Below are 18025 nucleotides of genomic sequence, written 5' to 3'. Positions count from 1 at the left end.
GCGGCAGAGTGCGTCGCAATGCACAGCAGGTTCCGGAACCCATGACAGACGCGCTCAACACCTATCGTTCCGGCCCGGACGAACGCGGCCATTTCGGCATATTCGGCGGTCGTTTCGTGGCTGAGACCCTGATGCCGCTCATCCTCGAGGTCGAACAGGCCTACGAGGAGGCCCGGCACTCGGAGGACTTCAAGCGGGAGCAGGACTACTTCCTGACCCACTACGTCGGCCGGCCCAGCCCGCTCTATTTTGCCGAACGGCTCACCGATGAACTCGGCGGCGCCAAGATCTACTTCAAGCGCGACGAGCTGAACCACACCGGCGCGCACAAGATCAACAACACCCTGGGCCAGATTCTGCTGGCCCGGCGGATGGGCAAGACCCGGATCATTGCCGAGACCGGCGCCGGCCAGCATGGCGTGGCGACGGCCACGGTCTGCGCCCGATTCGGCCTGCCCTGCGTGGTCTACATGGGCGCCACGGACATCGAGCGGCAGAAGCCCAACGTCTTCCGCATGAAGATGCTGGGCGCCGAGGTGATTCCGGTCACCAGCGGCACCGGCACCCTCAAGGACGCGATGAACGAGGCGCTGCGCGACTGGGTCGCCAATGTGGAAAGCACCTTCTACATCATCGGCACCGCCGCCGGCCCGCATCCCTATCCCGCCATGGTGCGCGATTTCCAGTGCGTGATCGGGGAGGAAACCCGCCAGCAGCTCCATGAGGCTGAAGGGCGACTGCCGGACACGTTGGTGGCCTGCATCGGCGGCGGCTCCAACGCCATCGGCCTGTTCCATCCCTTCCTGGATGAGCCGGACGTGCGCATGGTGGGTGTGGAGGCTGCCGGGCACGGCATCGCCAGCGGCGAGCATGCAGCGTCCCTCAATGGCGGGCGCCCGGGCGTGCTGCACGGAAACCGCACCTATCTGCTCCAGACCGACGATGGTCAGATCCTCGACGCCTACTCGATTTCCGCCGGTCTCGACTATCCCGGCATCGGCCCGGAGCACTCCTGGCTGCACGAGTCGGGCCGGGTCGACTATGTCTCGGTGACCGATGACGAGGCCATGGAGGCCTTTAAGCTCTGTACGCGTACGGAAGGGATCATCCCGGCGCTGGAGCCGGCACATGCACTGGCGCAAGTGATGAAGATGGCGCCGGACCTGCCCCGCGATCACCTGCTGGTGATGAATCTCTGCGGGCGCGGCGACAAGGATGTCTTTGCTGTGGCCGAGCGTTTGGGAGTGTCTTTGTGATGGCTGCCACCCGTACCACACCCAGCCGAGTGGAGACGCGCTTCGCCGCGCTGAAGCAGGAAGGCCGCGCCGGTCTCGTGACCTTCGTCACCGCCGGGGACCCGGACATGGACACCAGCTGGGAGATCCTGAAGGGGCTCCCCGCGGCCGGCGCCGACATCATCGAGATCGGCATGCCCTTCTCCGACCCCATGGCTGACGGCCCGGCAATCCAGGCCGCTTCGCAGCGCGCGCTGAAGGCCGGGGCGACGCTTGCCAAGACCCTGGGTCTGGTGCGCCGCTTCCGGCAGGAAGATGCGGTAACCCCGATCATCCTGATGGGCTACTACAACCCGATCTACTCCATGGGGCCGCAGCGCTTCATCGAGGAGGCCGTGGCTGCGGGCGTGGACGGCCTGATCATCGTCGACCTGCCGCCCGAAGAGGATGACGAACTCTGCGACCCGGCCGTTGCCGCAGGGCTGCACTGGATCCGTCTGGCCACGCCGACGACCGATGACAAGCGCCTGCCCAAGGTGCTCGAGAACACCGGCGGCTTCCTCTATTACGTCTCCGTGCTCGGCATCACCGGCACGCGCTCGGCCCTGGCGGATCAGGTCGCCGCGGCGGTTGCGCGCTTCCGCCGCCATACCGACATTCCCGTGGCCGTCGGCTTCGGGATCAAGACGCCGGAACAGGCCGCCGCCATCGGCAAGGTTGCCGATGCCGCGGTGGTCGGCTCGGCCATCGTGGGCCGGATCGAGGACTCCCTGGACCAGGACGGCAAGGCAACGGCTGAAACAGTGCCGGCGGCGCTGAATCTCGTCAGCGCGCTGGCCGGAGGAATGCGAGGTAAGGTTCCCGCATGAACTGGATCACCAACTATGTGCGCCCGAAAATCCGGGCGCTTGTGGCCCCGCGTGAGGACATCCCTGACAATCTCTGGGACAAGTGCACCTCCTGCGGTCACATGATCTTCCACCGCGAACTCGAGGAGCTGCTGCGCGTCTGCCCGAACTGCGGCCACCACATGCGCATCGGGCCCGAGCGGCGTATGGAAGTGCTGTTCGATGACGGCGCCTACGAGAAGGTCGAGTTGCCGCAAGCGCTGGCCGACCCGCTGAAGTTCCGCGATCGCGAGCGCTACAGTGAGCGGCTGAAGAAGGCGCGCACCAAGACCGGCCAGCAGGACGCCATCCGCGTTGGCCATGGCCATATCGGCGGCCAGCCGGCGGTGGTCGCGGCCTTCGACTTCTCCTTCATGGGCGGCTCCATGGGGCTGGCCGTGGGCGAGGGGCTGGTGACGGCTGCGCGCGAAGCGGTGCGCCGCCGTGCGGCGCTTATCGCTGTGCCGGCCTCGGGCGGCGCGCGCATGCAGGAGGGCATTCTTTCCCTCATGCAGATGCCGCGCAGCGTGATCGCGGTGCAGATGGTGCGTGACGAGGGGCTGCCCTACATCGTGCTCCTGACCGACCCGACCACCGGCGGCGTTTCGGCGTCCTTCGCCATGCTGGGCGACGTGCAGATTGCCGAGCCCGGCGCAGTGATCGGTTTTGCCGGGGCGCGAGTGATCGAGGAAACCATTCGCGAGACCCTGCCGCCGGGCTTCCAGCGTGCCGAATACCTGCTGGAACACGGCATGATCGACATGGTGGTGCCGCGCACCGAACTGCGCGAGACCATGGGGCGCCTCCTGGGACACTTGATGAACAGCCCGGCCGTTCGTGGCATGGCCACGCAGCCGGTCGCAGCCGCGACGCCGGCCGAGCCGGTCAAGACCGATGCCAAGGCCGAGGAGCCCGAACAGCCCGAAGCCGCAGTTGCGGGCAAAAAAGCGGCGGGCAAGAAAGAGAAAGAGGCGGAGCGTGCCTCAGACGGCTGAGGTGTCGTGCAGCGACGCCGTTCTCGCCCGTCTCAACGCGCTGCATCCCAAGATCATCGACCTGTCACTCGGGCGGGTCGAAACGCTCCTGGCCACGCTCGGGCATCCGGAGCGGCGCCTGGCGCCGGTGGTCCATATTGCCGGCACCAACGGCAAGGGCTCCGTTCTGGCCTACCTGCGGGCAATGCACGAGGCCGAGGGGCGGCGTGTGCAGGCCTATACCTCGCCGCACCTTGTGCGCTTCCACGAGCGCATTCGTCTGAGCGACGGACTGATCGAGGAGCCGGCCCTGCTCGCGCTGCTCGAGGAGTGCGAGGCCGCCAACGGCGGCGCCCCGATTACCTTTTTCGAGATCACCACGGTGGCTGCCTTTCTCGCCTTCGCGCGCGAGCCGGCGGACCTGCTGCTGTTGGAAGTGGGGCTGGGCGGCCGCCTCGATGCCACCAACGTCATCGACCGCCCGGCCTTGAGCGTGATCACCCCCGTCTCCATGGACCACACCCAGTACCTGGGCGACAGCCTGGAGGCCATCGCGTTCGAGAAGGCGGGCATCCTGAAGCCCGGCGTGCCCGCGGTCGTGGGTCTGCAGTCGCCAAGAGCCCTGGCAGTGATCGAGGCGCGGGCGCGCGAGATCGAGGCACCCCTTTGGGTTCAGGGTCGCGATTTCGAGGGCGCGGCCGGCGCGGATGCACTCACCTATCGCGACGAGGCGGGAGAAATGGACCTGCCCTTCCCCGCGCTGCCCGGCGACCATCAGCGGCAGAACGCCATTCTCGCCATGGCCGCCGCCCGGCGCCTGGGCGATCTGGGGCCAAGTCTGGAGGCCTGCCGACAGGGGTTGACGCAAGCACGCTGGCCGGCGCGCCTGCAGCAGCTCACGCGCGGACCTCTGGTGGCACAACTGCCTGCCAACTGGAGCCTTTGGCTCGACGGCGGACACAATGCGGCCGCCGCCGAGGCCCTGGCCGCCTGGCTCGGGCGCGACCGCAAGCCTCTGCGCCTGATCTACGGCATGCTCAACACCAAGGCGGCCGCCGATTTCCTGCGCCCCCTGGCGCCGCTCACGGAGCGACTCGAGGCCATCGCCATTCCGGGAGAGCCGAACAGCCTCAGCCCCGAGGCCGCGGCCGAACACGCCCGGGCCTGCGGGATCGCCGCGACCGCCCGGCCCAACCTCGACGCCGCCATGGCGGCAGCGCTTGCCGACAGTGGGCCGGAAGGCCGAGTTCTGATCTGCGGCTCGCTCTATCTGGCCGGCAAGGTGTTGGCGGAGAACGGCTGACTCATCGAAGCGGCCCAACGTTACGCAAGGTGGTCGCTACGCAAGGTGGTCGATGATCTGCTGGGAGGAAGATAGTGAGTGCAAGACGCAGCGCTCTGGATGGAGCGGCAGGGCGGATCGGCGCGGCCATCGTGCTGCTGCTGGTCATCGCCAGCCTGACGGCGATCCACTGGGAGGACCTGTTCGGCCCCGACCCTGCCGAGGTGGCGGCTGATGATCCGGTCGCCCGCTGCATTGCCGAGCGCAGCGCCGACATCGAGGCGATGATCGAGGAGAACCCCTCGATGGCCGGCCGGCGCGAGACGCTGCTCGCCCGGGTGCCGCCCATGTGCGAGGACATGCTGGGCTCGGGCGGCGGCAACTCTCCACCCTTGCCGGGGCAGTAGCCGCGACCCATCTGCTAGGTGGATGGGGAACGTTTCAAGGAGACGGACATGACGGCGAAAGATCCCGGCAAGAACGATCCCAAGAAGCCTCAGAGCGAGGAAGACAAGCACCAAGAGGACGCGCTCGACGAAGCGCTGGATGAGAGCTTCCCCGCCAGCGACCCGCCCGCAGCCACCATCCCGCCCAAGCACCCGCAGGGTGACAAGTAGGCCTAAGCGAGGCCTACCAGCCGTTCACCCGGTCCCACTGCTCGATGACGCGGCCGTCGCTGATCACCTGATAGTGCGGGTAGGCGGCGGCGGTGATGCAGGCGTGATTCGGCTGGATGCGAACGCGGCTGCCGATCGGCAGACTGTCGTAGGGCAGGGCGCCTTCGGCGGCCGCGATCAGTCCATGCTCCTGGTGAACCGATTCCACGTAGAGCCCGGGCAGCGGGCGGCCCGAGAGGTCGCAGACCCGGCCATAGCCAACATCGGGAAAGAACTCCTGCGCGCTGACGTCCTTTGAAAGCGCCAGGGCGCCGGCGTCGATCAGGATGCGACCGGCACGGTGGTTATGACCGATGACCGTGGCCAGCACGGTCAGGGCGATGTCCTCGGGCGCGCAAGAGCCGATGCCCACCTGGTCCACGTCATTGAAGACATAGACGCCGGGACGCATTTCCGTCAGGCCTTCGAAGCTGCGGGCGTGTGCCGCTGTCGGGGTCGAGCCGGCGCTGACGATGGGGCAGGGGAGGCCCGCCTCGCGCAGGCGCTGCGCGGCTTGAATCAGCCCTTGGCGCTCTTCCTCGGCCACGGCTGCGATCTCCTCGGCGCCGCGGCAGTGGTAAGAGTGGCCGGCATGGGTCATGACCCCGGCCAGCTCCAAGGCCGGCTGTGCCTCGATGGCCCGCGCCACCGCGAGCAGGTCATCGGAGTCCGGTGCCACACCGGCCCGGCCGCCACCGGTGTCCAGTTCCACCAGCACGCGGAAGCGACTGTCCAGCTTTTCCGCCGCTTCACCCACTGACTTCGCGGCCGCAACGCTGTCGAGCACCAGGGTCAGCCTGGCCCCGTCGCGCTGGAGCGCGGCTGCGGCTGCGGCCTTGCCGGCAACCATGCCCACGGCGTAGAGGATGTCGGTGAAGCCGCCTTCAAGGAAATAGCGGGCTTCCGCCAGGGTGGAGACGGTCACCGCGCCGCTGTGTCCCTCGGTCGCCAGCTTGGCAACCGCCCGGGACTTCGCGGTCTTAAGATGTGGCCGCAGGTCGATGCCGCCAGCGCGCAGCCGCTTGCCCATCCGGGCGCAGTTGCGGGACAGGATCTCCTGATCCAGAAGGAGGGCCGGGGTGTCCAGGTTCTCGAGACTCGTGTCCATGACCAGCGCTCCTTTCAGACCTCTTACAACGGCATGTTGTCGTGCTTGCGCCAGGGATCCTCGAGCTTCTTGTTCTCCAAGAGCTTGAGGGCGCCGCAAATGCGCCGGCGCGTCCCGTGGGGCATGATCACGTCATCGATGAAGCCGCGGCTGGCGGCCACGAAGGGATTGGCGAAGCGCTTGCGGTATTCTTCGGTGCGCGCCTCGACCTTTTCCGGGTCGTTGGCGTCCTGCCGGAAGATGATCTCCACCGCGCCCTTGGGCCCCATCACCGCGATTTCGGCCGTGGGCCAGGCATAGTTGGCGTCGCCGCGCAGGTGCTTGGAGCTCATCACGTCATAGGCGCCGCCGTAGGCCTTGCGGGTGATGACCGTCACCTTGGGCACGGTCGCCTGGGCAAAGGCGAAGAGCAGCTTGGCGCCATGCTTGATGATGCCGTTGAACTCCTGATAGGTGCCGGGCAGGAAGCCGGGGACGTCCACAAATGTGACGATGGGGATGTTGAAACAGTCGCAGAAGCGCACGAAGCGCGCCGCCTTGGTGGCGCTGGCGATGTCGAGGCAGCCGGCCAGGACCATCGGCTGATTGGCGACAATGCCCACCGGCCGGCCGTCCATGCGCCCGAACCCGGTGATGATGTTGGCGGCATAGTTAGGCTGCAACTCGAAGAACTCGCCCTCGTCCACGACCTTATGGATCAGCTCCTTCATGTCGTAGGGCTTGTTCGGGTGGGGCGGCACCAGGGTGTCGAGCGAAAAGTCGTCGCGGTCGGCCGGGTCGCGCGTGGGCCGCAGCGGCGGTTTCTCGCGGTTGTTCAGCGGCACGAAGGACAGGAAGCGGCGCAGTTCCAGCAGCGCTTCCACGTCGTTCTCGAAGGCGCGGTCGGCCACGCCTGACTTCGTGGTGTGGGTGATGCCGCCGCCCAGTTCCTCCTGGGTGACGGTCTCGTGCGTGACCGTTTTCACGACATCCGGACCGGTCACGAACATGTAGGAGGTGTCCTGGACCATGAAGATGAAGTCGGTCATGGCCGGGGAGTAGACCGCGCCGCCGGCGCAGGGCCCCATGATCATGGAGATCTGCGGAATGACGCCGGAGGCCTGGACGTTGCGCAGGAAGACGTCGGCATAGCCGCCGAGCGAGGCCACGCCCTCCTGGATGCGCGCGCCGCCGGAATCGTTGATCCCGATCACGGGCACGCCAAGATTCATGGCCTGGTCCATGACCTTGCAGATCTTCTCGGCGTGGGTCTCCGACAGGGAGCCGCCAAAGACCGTGAAATCCTGGCTGAACACTAGCACCGGGCGGCCGTCCACGGTGCCATGGCCGGTGACCACGCCGTCGCCGGCGATCTTCTGCTCGTCCATGCCGAAGTCGACGCAGCGATGCTCGACGAACATGTCCCACTCCTCGAAGGAGCTTTCGTCGAGGAGCACGGCGATACGCTCGCGCGCAGTCAGCTTGCCCTTGCGGTGCTGCGCCTCGATGCGCCGCTCCCCGCCGCCTTGACGCGCCTGCTGGCGGCGTTCTTCGAGTTCCTGAAGGATTTCCTGCATCTAAGATCCCCTGAAGGTGCCCCGGATCGGCCAGGGTTTCCGCTGATAGCACGCACGACCGCCTGCGCCAAGCAAGCGACCCCGCTGTGAGATCGCTGACGTCAAATGGTCGAAGATTCAGTCGTTGTTGCCGGAGAAGCCGCACGGCAAACTCGCCGCCATCGGACTCCGGCTGCGTACTTGTGAGTCGGTATCCTGGAGCGCAGGGTTGCCGCTTTCCCTGCTCGATCACAGTTTAGCGATCGAGTGATAATAAAGGAACAACGCACGTCGCATCTCGTTCTAGTAGCTAAAAGCGCGCCCCGGCACTTCCCTGCAACAAGGCCTTGATGTTGGAGATTTTGATGTCGCATCAGGCCAATCTGCTCTCTGTCAACTCGGCGGTGCCGCCCTACCTCGTTACCCAGTGCGACGCGGCAGCAACTGCCCGCGAGTTGTTTTCAGCTCGATACGAGGATTTCGAACGTCTCGCGAAGGTCTTCGAAAGTTCGGGCATACTGCGGCGCTACCTTGTGCGGCCACTTGACTGGTATCTGAAGCCGCTTGGATGGGGGGAACGCAATGCAGCCTACCTCGATGGTGCCTGTTCCCTCTTTGTCGATGCCGCATCACGGGCCCTTGCGGACGCGGGCCTTTCCGGGGCCGAAGTTGATACCGTCGTCACAGTATCCTCCACCGGGATTGCGACGCCCAGTATTGATGCTCGGGTGGCGGAACAGCTCGGTTTTCGTACTGGAATTGAATCGGTGCCGGTCTTTGGCTTGGGGTGCGCGGGCGGGGTCACTGGGATGGGGATTGGCGCGCGGCTTGCGCAGTCGCGGCCGGGAAGCAGCGTGCTGGTGGTCGCAGTTGAACTGTGTTCAGTAGCCTTTCGCCCCGACAAGCTGACCAAGGAAAACATCGTCGCGACCGCGCTGTTTGGTGATGGCGCGGCTGCCTGCGTTCTGCGGACACATAAAGAAGGGCTGGCAAGCGTGGAACTGTCAGGCCAGCACACCTGGCCCAATACGCTCGACATCATGGGGTGGAGCGTTGATGACACCGGCCTTGGTGTCATTTTCGACCGCGCCATCCCTCCCTTTGCCGAAGCGAATCTCGGGCTTGCTGTGAAGGGAATTCTGGCCCGGCATGGCCTTGGTCTTGAGGATGTGGACAGGGTCGCCTGTCATCCGGGTGGCGCCAAGGTGATCACGGCGTTGGAACGTGCCTTGTCTCTGGATCAAGGCACGCTGGATCATGAACGCTCGGTGCTTGCCGACTATGGCAACATGTCCGCCCCAACCGCACTGTTCGTGCTTGACCGCTTGGTGAAAGCCGGATTGCCGCCACGAACGCTGCTTACCGCGATGGGCCCGGGGTTCACCGCAAGCTGCGTTTCCCTGCGGGCTGCCGCATGACGGTCGCCTCGCTCTTGCTTGCTCTCGTCACCGTCGGGCGCTTGGGCGAGCTGTGGCTGGCGCGCTCGAACACGCGAAGGTTGCTTGCGCAGGGCGCGGTCGAGGTGGCGCCGGGCCACTATCCGGCCATCGTACTGCTGCACGCGCTATGGCTTGGCACACTTTGGCTGTTTGGGATGGACCAGCCCGTCAACCCCTTCTGGCTCGCGGCCTTCCTTTGCCTGCAGGTGGCACGGGTCTGGGTTCTGGCAACGCTTGGTCCCCGTTGGACAACGCGCATCATCATTGTGCCGGGCGAGCGGCTGGTCGCCACAGGACCGTATCGCTACGTAAAGCACCCCAACTACATCGTTGTGATTGGCGAGATTGCGATCTTGCCGCTTTGCCTGGGGCTGCCGTGGTTGGCGTTTGTGTTCACGCTGCTCAACGCCGCGATCCTCACGATCCGCATCCGTGCGGAAAACGCAGGTCTGCAGATGGCCCGTAAGCAGAGTTCAGGTTGATCCTCCGCGCGTAGATACCATGGAGATCGCGACTCGGCTTGGGCTTGGGTCCCTGTGTGCTGGACATGCCCAAGGCCATCCTGGGCGTGTGGGTTGAGGCTATATCGCCAGCGCAACCCCGTCGAGCGCTTCTTCAACAAGTTCAAACACTTCCGCGTGTCGCCCCGCGCTACGGAATCTACAGCCGGGAGCGACCTCGACCTCGTCAATCTCGCTGCCATCAGAATCTGGCTGCGTTCTTATGAGTCGGTATCCTAGAGTGGTGGGTGAATGAACTGGAGGATGAATGATGCTGCCGCGCGGCGCCTTGCCGCCCTTGCGCTGGCCTTTGGTCCTGTTGGGGTCGGTGCTGGTCGTGCTCACCCTCCAATGGACTCGGCCGGTCAGCCTGCCGCTTGCCCTGGCGGTCTTCCTGATCGCTTTGGCTTGGCCCGTGCAGCTGTGGCTGGAGCGGCGTTTGCCACGCTGGCTGGCCTATGTCGGGACCCTTCTCTGCGTGCTGACTTTGCTGACCGCCTTCGTTTGGCTGCTTTGGGCCGGTGTCGGCCTGGTGGGCCAGGGCGTGGTGCAGTATCGGGACTCCCTGGATCAGAGCTGGGGCGATCTCTTGCGCTGGGCGCGGCGCAATGGCGTTGCGCTGCCGAACACCCAGCTCGAGGATGTGGATATCGCGCCGCTGTTGAGTGTGCTGCGGGTCACCCTCGAAGAGCTCTATAGCGCCGTGGGCCTGCTGGGCCTCACCCTGGTCTTTATGCTGCTGGGTCTGCTGGAAGCGCGCAGTTTTGGCGCGAAGCTGCGCCGACTGCCGGCGGGCGCGGAGTTTCGCGCCGCCGCCGACGAGATCGGGCGCAAGTTCCGGCGCTACATGCTGGTGCGCACCTTCGTCAGCGTGGTGACCGGCGTGCTCACCTGGCTGTTCGCGCTCATCGTCGGGCTGGAACTGGCCGTGACCTGGGGATTGATCGCCTTCGTGCTCAACTACATCCCCTTCGTCGGCTCGATTCTGGCGATCGTTCCGCCGGTGCTCTTCGCTGCCGTGCAGGCGGGGGACTGGTCGCTGCCGATCGTCACCTTCATCGGTATGGCGGCGATTCAGGTCACCATGGGCAACTATGTGGACCCGCGCCTGGAGGGGCGGGCGCTGTCTCTTTCACCGCTCGTGGTGGTGATCTCGATTTTCTTCTGGGGCCTGGTCTGGGGCGTACCCGGCGCCTTCATCGGGGTGCCGCTGACGATCGGCCTGGCAACGGCCTGCGGGCGTTTCGAGAGCACGCAGTGGCTGACGCAGTTGCTGGGGCAGGCGCCTGCGTCAGAGGTGAGCGAGGCAGGTTCAAGGCGCGCCAAGCAGCACCCGCCGGAGCGGTGACGAGTTTCGGCGAGCCCAGGCTTCAGTCCTGCTCGAGCCAGTCCTGGATCAGGCGGAAGGAGATGGCGTCGCGTCGGGGGAAGTTGAAGCTCTCGTCTTCCGGCAAGTTCAGCAGTTCCTCCCGGCTGAACCAGCGCGCGCTTTCCAGTTCCTCCAGCTGAACGCGCAGGGGCCCGTGTTCGGCAATGGCGTGGAAGCCAAGCATGAGCGAGGAGGGAAAGGGCCAGGGCTGGGAGGAGTGATAGCGCGCCTCCTCGATGTGCAGTCCCACCTCTTCGAACACTTCGCGCGCCACTGCCTGTTCCAGGGCTTCGCCCGGCTCGACGAAGCCGGCCAGCGTCGAATGCATGCCCGGCCGCCAGATCTTCTGTCGGCCCAGCACGCAGTGGTCCTTGCCGTCGTGCACCAGCATGATCACGGCCGGGTCCATGCGGGGGAATTGCGGCGCCTTGCAGGCCTCGTTGCCGCATTGCCGCTGATGGCCCGCGCGGCGGATTTCCGTCGGGCTGCCGCAGACGCCACAGAAGCGGTGCCGGGCGTGCCAGAAGGTCATGGCGCGGGCATAGGCCAGGAGTGACCCTTCCTCGCGCGGCAGGAGCATGCCCACGGCGCGCAGGTCGGCAAAGCTGCCGCGGCCGGCGAGCGCCGGTTCGTGATCCGGCTCGGAGAGGTCAACCAGATCGAGCGCGAAGTAGGCCGTCTCGCCACGCATGCCGAGGAAAATCGGTTCGCCGCCGTAGCGTGCGAGCCGCTCCATCGCATCGATCTCCAGGGCGACGGCGCGCGGAGCCTCGCCCTCGATGTTGTTGAACAGCGACCGGTGCTGCCAGAGCGGCAGTACCCGAGTCTTGGAATCCGCCAACCTGGCCGCAAGCCACTGCGCATCGTTGCGATGGTCGTCGGCACGGTTCAGGTCGTTGCAGGTGTAGAAGTTCAAGGTGTTGCTCATAGGCGAAAAACTGCCACGCGGCCCCGGGAGCGACAAGGTGCCTTGCGCTCCGGCAAAACCCGGCTTTGGCCGAAGCGTGAAAGGGGCCTTGCCGACCCGCCCCCCGATGCTGATATAACCGCCTCGGGAGGTTGGCTGCGGACGGGCCGCTCGCCAACCCGGTCAGATCCGGAAGGAAGCAGCCGTAACGAGTGAGGTCCGGGTCGCCGGTCCAGCCTCCCGCCTTATACCCGCCGAGGCTTCATGGGAGGGACGGCGCCAGGGCGGGCTGTCGTGGAACGTCTTTTTCCTGCAAGCGTCCGAGCGAGGTCATGAGCGAAGGGACCGGTCCAGCGCCCGCCGGCGGCACAGCCCCCTACCGTGTACTGGCGCGAAAGTACCGCCCCCAGACCTTCGCCGACCTGATCGGCCAGGATGCACTGGTCCGCACACTCAGCAATGCCATTGAAACCGGACGTTTGCCGCACGCCATCGTGCTGACCGGTGTGCGCGGCGTGGGCAAGACGACGACGGCGCGGATCATCGCCAAGGCGATCAACTATGCCGGCCCCGATGGCAGCGCCGGCCCCACCACGGGACCCACCGACGACTGCCCGATCTGCCAGGCCATCGCCGAGGATCGCCTGACAGATGTGCTGGAGATGGATGCCGCCAGCCGCACCGGGGTCAACGATATCCGCGAATTGATCGAGGGCGTGCGCTACCGCCCGACCCGGGCGCGTTACAAGGTTTACATCATCGACGAAGTGCACATGCTCTCCACGGCCGCGTTCAACGCGCTGCTGAAGACGCTGGAAGAGCCGCCGCCGCACGTCGTTTTCATCTTCGCCACGACCGAGATACGCAAGGTGCCGGTGACGGTGCTCTCGCGCTGCATGCGCTTCGATCTGCGCCGGGTGGATCAGACAACCTTGGCCCAACATTTCGCCCGCATCTGTGAGCGGGAGGCCGTCACGGCGGAGCCTGAGGCCCTCAACCTGATCGCGCGTGCCGCCGACGGCTCGGTGCGTGATGGCCTGTCCCTGCTGGATCAGGCCATGGCGGTTGGTGAGGAGCAGGTGCAGACCGCGGTGGTCAAGGAGATGCTGGGTCTGGCGGACCGCAGTCGCATCCTGGAGCTCTACGATGCGGTCATGCGTGGCGAGGTGCCCGCCGCCCTGGAGAGCCTGCGCAGCCTCTATGACGTGGGCGCCGACCCCGTGGTGGTGCTGCAAGACATGCTGGAGATCACCCACACGCTCACCCGGCTGAAACTCCTGCCCCAGCAGGCGGCGGCCGAACTGCCGGAAACCGATCGGGTGCAGGGCGGCGCCATGGCGGAGAAGCTTTCGGTGCCGGCCCTGACGCGAAACTGGCAGATGCTGCTCAAAGGCATCAGCGAGGCCCAGCAGGCGCCGCAGCCGCTCCAGGCGGCGGAGATGGTGCTGATTCGCCTTGCTTTTGCCGCAGAACTGCCCACACCGGGCGATCTGGTGCGCCGCCTGAGCGACGCTGCGGCAGCGCCCGGCGGTGGCGGTGTTCCGATGAGCGGCGGCTCTGGCGGTGGTGGCGCGAGTGGCGGTGCAAGTGCCTCCCTGCGTGTCGAGCAGGGCGGGCAGGCGCTGGCTCAGGCAGCGCCCGAAACGCCCTCAGTGCCTCAACCACAGGCCCAGGCGAGCGGTCCTCAGCCGCAGTCCCTCAAAGCGGTGGTCGATCTGGCACGCAAGCACGGCGAGCTGCGCCTGGCCGGTCATCTCCGCAATGACGTGCATCTGGTCCGCTTCGAGGCGGGCCGGATCGAACTGAATCCGGGCGAGCATGCGCCGCGCGATCTGACGGGTACGCTCGGCAAGTTGCTGACCGACTGGACCGGCAGCCGCTGGGTCGTCAGTGTGAGTGATGCACCCGGGCAGCCGAGCCTGGCGCAGCAGGAAGCCGCCGCGGAATTGCGCCTGCGCAACCAGGTGCTGGAACACCCCCTGGTGCAGGCGGTATTGGAGGCCTTTCCCGGGGCCGAGTTGGCCCGGGTATCGGGGCCGATGGACAGCGACGCCGAGACCGGCACGACCGTGCCGGACGAAGCGGGCAGCGATATGGAGGAAGAGGGATGAAGAATCTCGGCCAGATGATGAAGCAGGCCCAGGAGATGCAGTCCCGCATGGCGGAGATGCAGCAGCGCCTGCAGGAGACCGAGGTGGTCGGCCAGTCCGGCGGCGGCATGATCCAGGTCACCATCAACGGCAAGCACGAGGTGCGGGCGGTCAAGATCGATCCCAGCCTCGTCGACCCCGAGGACGTGGAGGTCCTGGAAGACCTGATTGCCGCGGCGGTGAACGACGCGCGCGGCAAGGTCGAGACCTACATGCAGGACGAGATGGAGAAGCTCACCGGCGGAATGAACCTGCCCCCGGGCTTCAAGCTGCCGTTCTGAGGTCTTGTCGCCGGCCGTCATGGCGCCTTCAGAAATCGATCGACTGATTCAACAGCTCGCGCGCCTGCCGGGGCTGGGACCGCGTTCGGCCCGCCGCACCGCGCTTTATCTGCTGCAGCGTCGCGAGCAGAGCCTGCTGCCGCTGGCCGAAGCACTTTCGCGTGCGGCGGAGCGCATCCGCCCCTGTCATGTCTGCGGCAACCTCGACGACAGCGATCCCTGCCGCATCTGCCGTGATCCGGTGCGGGACCTGAGCGCCTTGTGCGTCGTGGAAGAGGTGGGCGATCTCTGGGCCCTGGAACGCAGCGGTGCCTTCAAGGGGCGCTATCACGTGCTTGGTGGCTGCCTTTCCGCCCTGGATGGTCGCGGGCCGGAACAGCTCAATCTCGACAGCCTGTGGCGACGGGCGCGCGATCCGGCGGTCAAGGAGATCGTGCTGGCGTTGAGTGCCACGGTCGATGGCCAGACCACCGCGCACTATCTCGCCGAACGCCTGGCTGGCCTGCCGGTCCAGGTGACCCGGCTGGGGCAGGGTGTCCCGGTGGGCGGGGACCTGGACTATCTGGACGACGGAACGCTGCTCGCCGCCTTTTCCGCCCGCAAGCCGGCATGATCGGGCCAAACTGACGCCGCATTCCGGGCGGAACGTGCCGGGCAGTTCAAAAGCAATCGGAGACGCCGGAATGACCAAGGGCGCGAAGCTCCTCTGCGGCACGCTGGCTGCCAGCCTGCTGGCCGCTGCACCATTGGCGGCACAGGAACGAGCCGTGGCGCTGCAGGCGCAGCAGGGCCTTTCCATCACTCTGTACCAGGACGATCTGGCCCTGGTGCACGACAACCGCTGGGTTCCTTTGGTTCAGGGCGAAAACCGCCTTGCCATCGCCGGGGTGAGCGACAGGCTCATCGGCGGCAGCCTCGCCTTGCAGGCGGAGGAAGAGGGATTGCGCATACTGGAGCAGTCCCTGCTTCCCGCCGACCTGACCCCGCATGAACTGCTCCGCCGGGCGGTGGGGCAGCAGGTGCGGCTGGTGACCCAGGACGAGGAAGGCGGGGAGCGCAGCGAAGCGGCCACGCTGCTGTCCATGGCCGCCGGCCCGGTGCTGCGTGTGGGCGAGCGCATCGAGATCGATCCGCCGGGGCGCATCGTGCTGCTCGACCTGCCGGAAGGCCTGCACGCCGAGCCGCAGCTTGGCATGGCCGTACAGACCGAAAGCGACGGACCGCAGGAACTGGCCTTCGCCTATCTCACCCGCGGCCTGAGCTGGGAGGCCGACTACGTGGCCACCCTGCACGCGGAGGAGGATCGCCTGATGCTCGAGGGCTGGGCGACGCTCGCGAACGACACCCAGGCACCCTATCGGCGCGCGCACCTGCGCCTGGTGGCCGGGTCGGTGGCCCAGAGTGGCCCGGAGGTGGCGCCCAGGAGCATGATGCTTCAGGCAAGAGCCGAGTCGGCCGTGGCCTTCGACAGCATGCCGGCCCCGGAAGCCGTTTCCGATCGCTATCTTTTCGATACCGGGCGGGAGGTCGACCTGCTGCCGGGCGAGCGCAAGCGCGTCGGCCTCTTCCGCCAGGAGGGCGTTGCGGTGGAGCGCAGCTATCGCTTCGAGGGCCTGGTCACCGCCGGCGGGCAGGAGCGCCGCGGGCCGGTGAGCGCAGGACTGCACCTGACCTTCACGAACGAGGGCGAGCCGGCGCGGCCGCTGCCGGCCGGCACGCTACGCGTCTATGAGCCGGTCGCTGAGGGCCCGAGCCTCTTTGCCGGCGAGACCCGGATCAGCCACACCCCCGTCGGCGGTGAACTGGCACTGCGCCTGGGCGAGGCCTTCGACGTCACCGCCACGACGCGCCAGACCGCATTCGAACGCCTGTCGGACAGCAGCTACGAGACCGCAGGCGAGGTCACGATCCGCAATGCCAAGACAGAAGAGGTGACCGTCGAGGTGGCTGGCCAGCTGCCCCAGGGCGCGCGCATCCTCGAAGAAAGCGCCCCCCACGAAGCCGAAAGCGTTCAACGCCCGGTCTGGACCCTGAGCGTGCCGGCAGAGGGCGAAACCACCCTGACCTACCGCGTCCGAGTGAACCGCTGATCCAGGGGCTGCTCCGGATGGGGCGCGATCAATGCCGGAAGTGGCGCATTCCGGTGAAGACCATGGCCAGGCCGGCGGCGTCGGCGGCGGCGATCACCTCTTCGTCGCGCATGGAGCCGCCGGGCTGGATCACCGCGGTCGCGCCGGCATCGATGGCCGCCTGCAGCCCGTCGGCAAAGGGGAAGAAGGCGTCCGAGGCGACGACGCTGCCTTTGGTGGCCTCCTCGCCGCCGGCTTCGCGGGCCTTCCAGGCGGCAATGCGGCTGGAATCGACCCGGCTCATCTGGCCGGCGCCGATGCCGATGGTGCGTCCGTCCTTGGCGTAGACGATGGCGTTGGATTTGACGTGCTTCGCCACGCGGAAGGCAAACAGCAGATCGGCCAGTTCGGCATCGCTTGGTGTGCGCTGCGTCACCACCTTGAGGTCGCCGGGCGCAATGCGGCCGTGGTCGCGCTCCTGGAGCAGCAGCCCGCCGGCCAGGGACTTCATGGCCAAGCCGGGCGCGGCCGGGTCGGGTAGGCTGCCGGTGCGCAGGAGGCGCAGGTTCTTCTTGCCGGCGAGCACTTCCTGGGCGGCGGGCTCGATCTCCGGCGCGATCACCACTTCGGCAAAGACCTGCACGATCAGGCTCGCAGTCTCCGCGTCCAGCGGGCGATTGAGTGCGACGATGCCGCCATAGGCGCTGATCGGATCGCAGGCCAGCGCCCGCCGATAGGCTTCGGCCGAGGTCGTGCCTTCGGCGACACCGCAGGGGTTGGCGTGCTTGACGATCACCACAGCCGGCTTCTCGAACTCGCAGACCGCCTCGAAGGCAGCGTCGGTGTCGTTGAGGTTGTTGTAGCTGAGCTCCTTGCCCTGAAGCTGCTCGGCGGTGGCGACGCCGGGCCGTGCCGTGCCGTAGCGATAGAAGGCCGCCTGTTGGTGCGGGTTCTCGCCGTAGCGCAGTGTCTGCACCCGCTCGGCCGCCAGGGTCAGGTTGGCCGGCAGGGCGGCTTCTTTCTGCTCGCTCATCCAGGCGGCGATTGCCGCGTCGTAGGCCGCGGTGCAGGCATAGGCCTTTGCCGCAAGCCGTCGGCAGGTAGCGGCGCTGACCTTGCCGTCGTTGGTCCGTATTTCATCCATGACGGCCTCGTAGTCGGCCGGATCGGTAAGAACGACCACGCCACTGTGGTTCTTGGCTGCCGCGCGGATCATGGCCGGTCCGCCGATGTCGATGTTTTCGATGCAGGTGGCGCGATCGGCCCCACTGGCCAGCGTTTCGCGGAAGGGATAGAGGTTGACGGCCAAGAGGTCGATACGGCCGATGCCGTGCTCGGTCATGGCCTGGCGGTGGCTTTCGAGATCGCGGCGTCCGAGCAGGCCGCCATGGATCTTGGGATGCAGGGTCTTGACCCGCCCGTCCATGATCTCCGGGAAGCCGGTGTAGTCGGCAACCTCGATCACCGGAATGCCCACATCGCGCAGCGCCTTGGCCGACCCCCCGGTCGACAGCACCTCCACGCCACGCGCCGCCAGGCCGCGCCCGAGATTCGCCAGACCGCTCTTGTCACTGACGGAGAGTAGGGCGCGCTCGATCTTGACAGGGGCTTCGCTGGTCATGGGTTGCTCCAC

The 18025-nt window shown here is 66.7% G+C and carries 17 protein-coding genes and 1 other RNA gene; 14 read left to right on the top strand and 4 right to left on the bottom strand.

All coding sequences use genetic code 11. The features are described 5' to 3' along the window. The first annotated feature begins 41 nt into the window (after positions 1-41). The 6 genes from trpB (at position 42) to ABZ720_RS11975 (ending at position 4995) form a co-directional block, all read left to right on the top strand. A complete protein-coding gene (trpB, locus tag ABZ720_RS12000; RefSeq protein WP_366555760.1) occupies positions 42-1256 on the top strand; it encodes a tryptophan synthase subunit beta in 1215 nt (404 codons plus the stop codon). Further along, positions 1256-2104, top strand: coding sequence for a tryptophan synthase subunit alpha (gene trpA, locus ABZ720_RS11995; RefSeq protein WP_366555759.1), 849 nt, complete (start codon positions 1256-1258; stop codon positions 2102-2104). The genes trpB and trpA overlap by 1 nt, the downstream gene beginning before the upstream one ends. Continuing rightward, the gene (gene accD, locus ABZ720_RS11990; protein WP_366555758.1) at positions 2101-3117 is read left to right on the top strand and encodes an acetyl-CoA carboxylase, carboxyltransferase subunit beta; all 1017 of its coding nucleotides are present in this window, start codon (positions 2101-2103) and stop codon (positions 3115-3117) included. The genes trpA and accD overlap by 4 nt, the downstream gene beginning before the upstream one ends. Continuing rightward, positions 3101-4399 carry a bifunctional folylpolyglutamate synthase/dihydrofolate synthase gene (locus tag ABZ720_RS11985; RefSeq protein WP_366555757.1) on the top strand — a complete coding sequence of 433 codons (1299 nt, stop codon included), beginning with the start codon at positions 3101-3103 and terminating at the stop codon, positions 4397-4399. The genes accD and ABZ720_RS11985 overlap by 17 nt, the downstream gene beginning before the upstream one ends. Before the next feature lie 74 nt (positions 4400-4473). Continuing rightward, a complete protein-coding gene (locus ABZ720_RS11980) occupies positions 4474-4785 on the top strand; it encodes a hypothetical protein (RefSeq protein WP_366555756.1) in 312 nt (103 codons plus the stop codon). Positions 4786-4833: 48 nt separating this feature from the next. Continuing rightward, positions 4834-4995, top strand: coding sequence for a hypothetical protein (locus ABZ720_RS11975; protein ID WP_366555755.1), 162 nt, complete (start codon positions 4834-4836; stop codon positions 4993-4995). A gap of 13 nt (positions 4996-5008) precedes the next feature. Here ABZ720_RS11975 and ABZ720_RS11970 read toward each other — a convergent pair whose 3' ends face one another. Together ABZ720_RS11970 and ABZ720_RS11965 are read right to left on the bottom strand one after the other, a co-directional pair. Then, entirely contained in the window at positions 5009-6142 is a 1134-nt protein-coding gene (locus ABZ720_RS11970; protein WP_366555754.1) for an alanine racemase, read from the bottom strand. 23 nt (positions 6143-6165) lie between these two features. Next, the gene (locus ABZ720_RS11965) at positions 6166-7698 is read right to left on the bottom strand and encodes an acyl-CoA carboxylase subunit beta (RefSeq protein ID WP_366555753.1); all 1533 of its coding nucleotides are present in this window, start codon (positions 7696-7698) and stop codon (positions 6166-6168) included. A 329-nt stretch (positions 7699-8027) separates the two neighbouring features. Between ABZ720_RS11965 and ABZ720_RS11960 the strand changes: the two genes are divergently transcribed. The 3 genes from ABZ720_RS11960 to ABZ720_RS11950 all read left to right on the top strand — a co-directional run bounded on the left by ABZ720_RS11960 (position 8028) and on the right by ABZ720_RS11950 (position 10964). Beyond that, positions 8028-9095, top strand: a complete 1068-nt coding sequence (locus ABZ720_RS11960; protein WP_366555752.1) for a type III polyketide synthase — start codon at positions 8028-8030, stop codon at positions 9093-9095. After that, on the top strand, positions 9092-9598 hold the full coding sequence (locus ABZ720_RS11955; RefSeq protein WP_366555751.1) for an isoprenylcysteine carboxyl methyltransferase family protein: 507 nt from the start codon (positions 9092-9094) through the stop codon (positions 9596-9598). Before ABZ720_RS11960 ends, ABZ720_RS11955 begins: the two co-directional genes overlap by 4 nt. 286 nt (positions 9599-9884) lie before the next feature. Next, entirely contained in the window at positions 9885-10964 is a 1080-nt protein-coding gene (locus tag ABZ720_RS11950) for an AI-2E family transporter (protein ID WP_366555750.1), read from the top strand. 22 nt (positions 10965-10986) lie between these two features. Here the strand turns inward: ABZ720_RS11950 and nudC are convergent, their stop codons facing one another. Next, positions 10987-11913 (bottom strand): NAD(+) diphosphatase, encoded by a 927-nt coding sequence (gene nudC / locus ABZ720_RS11945; protein WP_366555749.1) that lies wholly within the window; start codon positions 11911-11913, stop codon positions 10987-10989. A gap of 126 nt (positions 11914-12039) precedes the next feature. Here nudC and ffs point away from each other — a divergent pair. The 5 genes from ffs (at position 12040) to ABZ720_RS11920 (ending at position 16413) form a co-directional block, all read left to right on the top strand. After that, positions 12040-12136: signal recognition particle sRNA small type (gene ffs / locus ABZ720_RS11940), an RNA gene on the top strand. Between the two features lie 88 nt (positions 12137-12224). Beyond that, positions 12225-14003 carry a DNA polymerase III subunit gamma/tau gene (locus ABZ720_RS11935; protein ID WP_366555748.1) on the top strand — a complete coding sequence of 593 codons (1779 nt, stop codon included), beginning with the start codon at positions 12225-12227 and terminating at the stop codon, positions 14001-14003. Further along, a complete protein-coding gene (locus ABZ720_RS11930; protein WP_275819098.1) occupies positions 14000-14323 on the top strand; it encodes a YbaB/EbfC family nucleoid-associated protein in 324 nt (107 codons plus the stop codon). Before ABZ720_RS11935 ends, ABZ720_RS11930 begins: the two co-directional genes overlap by 4 nt. Positions 14324-14342: 19 nt before the next feature. Continuing rightward, entirely contained in the window at positions 14343-14936 is a 594-nt protein-coding gene (recR, locus tag ABZ720_RS11925) for a recombination mediator RecR (RefSeq protein WP_366555747.1), read from the top strand. Between the two features lie 70 nt (positions 14937-15006). Next, the gene (locus ABZ720_RS11920; RefSeq protein ID WP_366555746.1) at positions 15007-16413 is read left to right on the top strand and encodes a DUF4139 domain-containing protein; all 1407 of its coding nucleotides are present in this window, start codon (positions 15007-15009) and stop codon (positions 16411-16413) included. Positions 16414-16441: 28 nt separating this feature from the next. Here ABZ720_RS11920 and purH read toward each other — a convergent pair whose 3' ends face one another. Continuing rightward, entirely contained in the window at positions 16442-18013 is a 1572-nt protein-coding gene (gene purH, locus ABZ720_RS11915) for a bifunctional phosphoribosylaminoimidazolecarboxamide formyltransferase/IMP cyclohydrolase (protein WP_366555745.1), read from the bottom strand. Positions 18014-18025 lie beyond the last annotated feature (12 nt).

This window comes from Aquibaculum sediminis (genome assembly GCF_040712085.1).
Taxonomy (GTDB): Bacteria; Pseudomonadota; Alphaproteobacteria; order Kiloniellales; family DSM-21159; genus Aquibaculum; species Aquibaculum sediminis.
Note: the sequence above shows the minus strand (reverse complement) of the source record. Positions and strands in the feature narration are given on the sequence as shown.

Excerpts from the sequence above, each read along its gene's own strand:
- ABZ720_RS11970 (WP_366555754.1), bottom strand. The coding sequence starts at position 6,142 with ATGGACACGAGTCTCGAGAACCTGGACACCCCGGCCCTCCTTCTGGAT.
- recR (WP_366555747.1), top strand. The coding sequence starts at position 14,343 with ATGGCGCCTTCAGAAATCGATCGACTGATTCAACAGCTCGCGCGCCTG.
- trpB (WP_366555760.1), top strand. The coding sequence starts at position 42 with ATGACAGACGCGCTCAACACCTATCGTTCCGGCCCGGACGAACGCGGC.
- ABZ720_RS11930 (WP_275819098.1), top strand. The coding sequence starts at position 14,000 with ATGAAGAATCTCGGCCAGATGATGAAGCAGGCCCAGGAGATGCAGTCC.
- trpA (WP_366555759.1), top strand. The coding sequence starts at position 1,256 with ATGGCTGCCACCCGTACCACACCCAGCCGAGTGGAGACGCGCTTCGCC.
- accD (WP_366555758.1), top strand. The coding sequence starts at position 2,101 with ATGAACTGGATCACCAACTATGTGCGCCCGAAAATCCGGGCGCTTGTG.
- ABZ720_RS11965 (WP_366555753.1), bottom strand. The coding sequence starts at position 7,698 with ATGCAGGAAATCCTTCAGGAACTCGAAGAACGCCGCCAGCAGGCGCGT.
- ABZ720_RS11960 (WP_366555752.1), top strand. The coding sequence starts at position 8,028 with ATGTTGGAGATTTTGATGTCGCATCAGGCCAATCTGCTCTCTGTCAAC.
- ABZ720_RS11955 (WP_366555751.1), top strand. The coding sequence starts at position 9,092 with ATGACGGTCGCCTCGCTCTTGCTTGCTCTCGTCACCGTCGGGCGCTTG.
- ABZ720_RS11935 (WP_366555748.1), top strand. The coding sequence starts at position 12,225 with ATGAGCGAAGGGACCGGTCCAGCGCCCGCCGGCGGCACAGCCCCCTAC.
- purH (WP_366555745.1), bottom strand. The coding sequence starts at position 18,013 with ATGACCAGCGAAGCCCCTGTCAAGATCGAGCGCGCCCTACTCTCCGTC.
- ABZ720_RS11950 (WP_366555750.1), top strand. The coding sequence starts at position 9,885 with ATGATGCTGCCGCGCGGCGCCTTGCCGCCCTTGCGCTGGCCTTTGGTC.
- ABZ720_RS11920 (WP_366555746.1), top strand. The coding sequence starts at position 15,007 with ATGACCAAGGGCGCGAAGCTCCTCTGCGGCACGCTGGCTGCCAGCCTG.
- nudC (WP_366555749.1), bottom strand. The coding sequence starts at position 11,913 with ATGAGCAACACCTTGAACTTCTACACCTGCAACGACCTGAACCGTGCC.
- ABZ720_RS11975 (WP_366555755.1), top strand. The coding sequence starts at position 4,834 with ATGACGGCGAAAGATCCCGGCAAGAACGATCCCAAGAAGCCTCAGAGC.